Origin of the sequence: Methanocalculus sp., from assembly GCF_029762515.1 — an archaeon.
In the GTDB taxonomy this organism is placed as follows: domain Archaea; phylum Halobacteriota; class Methanomicrobia; order Methanomicrobiales; family Methanocorpusculaceae; genus Methanocalculus.
The window spans coordinates 1-2252 of the sequence record NZ_JARVGN010000370.1 but is presented as its reverse complement, the minus strand read 5'-3'; the positions used below and the strand labels follow the sequence as shown (position 1 = coordinate 2252).

The 2252-nt window shown below is 52.0% G+C and carries 3 protein-coding genes and 1 pseudogene; 3 read left to right on the top strand and 1 reads right to left on the bottom strand.

From position 1 onward, the window contains the following. A pseudogene (locus QCH34_RS11030) lies at window positions 1–294 on the top strand (alpha-glucan phosphorylase); the annotation flags it as partial. A 122-nt stretch (window positions 295–416) separates the two neighbouring features. Here the strand turns inward: QCH34_RS11030 and QCH34_RS11025 are convergent. Continuing rightward, entirely contained in the window at window positions 417–575 is a 159-nt protein-coding gene (locus QCH34_RS11025) for a hypothetical protein (protein ID WP_300334095.1), read from the bottom strand. A gap of 186 nt (window positions 576–761) precedes the next feature. On the opposite strand from QCH34_RS11025, the gene QCH34_RS11020 reads away from it, so the two are divergent. Then, complete coding sequence (locus QCH34_RS11020; RefSeq protein WP_300334093.1) at window positions 762–1493, top strand: ABC transporter ATP-binding protein; 732 nt, start codon at window positions 762–764, stop codon at window positions 1491–1493. Then, the coding region (locus QCH34_RS11015; protein ID WP_300334091.1) for a SufD family Fe-S cluster assembly protein at window positions 1478–2252 on the top strand (775 nt) is incomplete at its 3' end. The genes QCH34_RS11020 and QCH34_RS11015, both read left to right, overlap by 16 nt.

The following is a 2252-nucleotide window of genomic DNA, read 5'->3' as shown; positions in this document are numbered from 1 at the left end:
TGTGAGGGATATAATGGCAGAAACGGGTGGGTCTTTGGATCCGGGGATGTGTTGGGGGATCGGACTTCACAGGATGCAGAGGAACTCTACCGGCTTATTGAGAGCGATATAGCCCCGCTCTATTATACGCAGTCGATGGATGGCATACCTCATGGATGGGTGGCGATGATGAAGGAGTCCATGAAGACCATACCCCCGGTTTTTTCCGCACGCCGGATGGTGAAGGAGTATGTCCGTAATTACTACCCGCTGATGGTGGAGTGTGCAGAGAAAAACCTCTGCAATATTCATTGAATTGAAAAGAGTGGTTGTAAAGAACAGAATCAGACTATCAAAGAGGCACACTGGATCATGTTTGAGTGAGATCACCCGGATCAGACCGGGTATCCTCATCACCGGTGCCTGTTCTGCCCGGTTCAGGCGATGATGATTCTGCTGCTCGTGTTCCTGTGCATTCCTGATACTCTCCCCGCTCTCATTACAGAGTCTTTCTCCTCTTTCTTATGTCCCTGACAGAGCATCATGGCATTCTCTTCTGCACGTGCAGTGAGGTAGATGAATGTTCTCGATTGCATAATGAACAATTGAAAACCCCTATATGAATATCCTCCGGGCGGGGCGCGAAAGTGAAGATGGGTGGCAACAGCCTGCATAGAAAGCCCGTTCTCTCCTTCAAATATGAGACGGTCTTGTTTCCGTCTCTTTTGATCCCCCAAAAGAAGCCTTTTTCATCCCGGATACCGAATATATCATGATTTCAAATGCTCGTTATAGAAGACCTTCATGTCGAGGTTGAGGGGAGAGAGGTACTCCACGATATTAATCTCACGATAAATGAGGGAGAGACGCATGTCCTCATGGGGCCGAATGGCTCCGGGAAGACGACCCTTCTCCGTGCGATCATGGGCTTTGGCAGCTCACGCATCACGGAAGGATCCCTCATCTACAAGGATCATGATATCACCCATGTCCCGATTCATGAACGGGCACGCCTTGGGATCGGCCTCCTCTTCCAGCGTCCACCGACTGTTTCGGGACTGAAACTCGGGAAGCTGCTTGCGGTCACCTCCGGCGGCGACACTGAGCGTGTCGATGAGTATGCACGGCACATGAATATGGATACCTTCCTTGAACGGGATATCAACAAGGGGTTCTCCGGCGGTGAGATCAAGCGGAGCGAGGTGTTGCAGCTGATGATCCAGAAGCCTGACCTTGTCATGCTCGATGAGCCGGAGAGCGGTGTTGATCTTGAAAATATGTCCCTTGTCGGGAACGCCATCGCAGCCCTTGTCGAGAAGGATCAGCATATCGTGAACCGGAAGAAGAGCGGCCTGATCATCACTCATACCGGATATATCCTCGATTATATCGATGCGGATTTCGGGCATGTGATGTGTGACGGCACCTTCAAATGCCATGGCAACCCGCGTGAGATCTTAAAAAGCGTCCAGAGTAAAGGATACAAGGAGTGTATCGCATGCCAGAGAGTATGAAGGGATATTCAGATCTCGGAGAGGACGATCTGAAGCGGATCGAGATGACCGGTCTCCAGACGGGATCCCTTGACGGGAGATCCGGGAGTTTCCTCCAGGTGGATGAGCATATCCACCATGCCTCAACCGATACAAAAGGTGTCGAGATACTTGCCCTGTCAGACGCGCTTGAAAAGTATGCGTGGCTTGAAGACTATTACTGGAAGGCGGTGCCGCGTGACAAGGATGAGATTACGCAGTATGTTGCTGCCCGTGAACCGAAAGGCTATGTCATCATTGCACGGAAAGGCAGCCAGACCACCTTCCCCCTTCAGACATGCCTCTTCCTGGCAAAAGATGACATCCAGTATGTCCACAATATCATCATCGCCGAGGAGGGAGCCGAGCTCCACCTGATAGCAGGCTGTGCCAGCTCGATGAAGACGAAGAACGGTGCACATTACGGGGTGACCGAGATCTATGTCGGGAAAGATGCAAAAGTCACCTCCACGATGATCCATACCTGGGGCGAATCGATTGAGGTCTATCCCCGGAGTGTAACGGTCATCGAGGAGCGGGGTATCTTCCTCTCCAACTATGTCTGCATGGTTCCGGCAAAGAAGGTGCAGATGTACCCGACAGCAGAACTCAGGGGAGATGGTGCGGTTGCACGATTCTCGAGCATCATGCTTGCCACCCCCGGCTCCTACCTTGATACCGGCTCCCGTGCCATCCTCTCTGCGAAGGGTGCAACGGCTGAACTGATCACACGGGCAATAA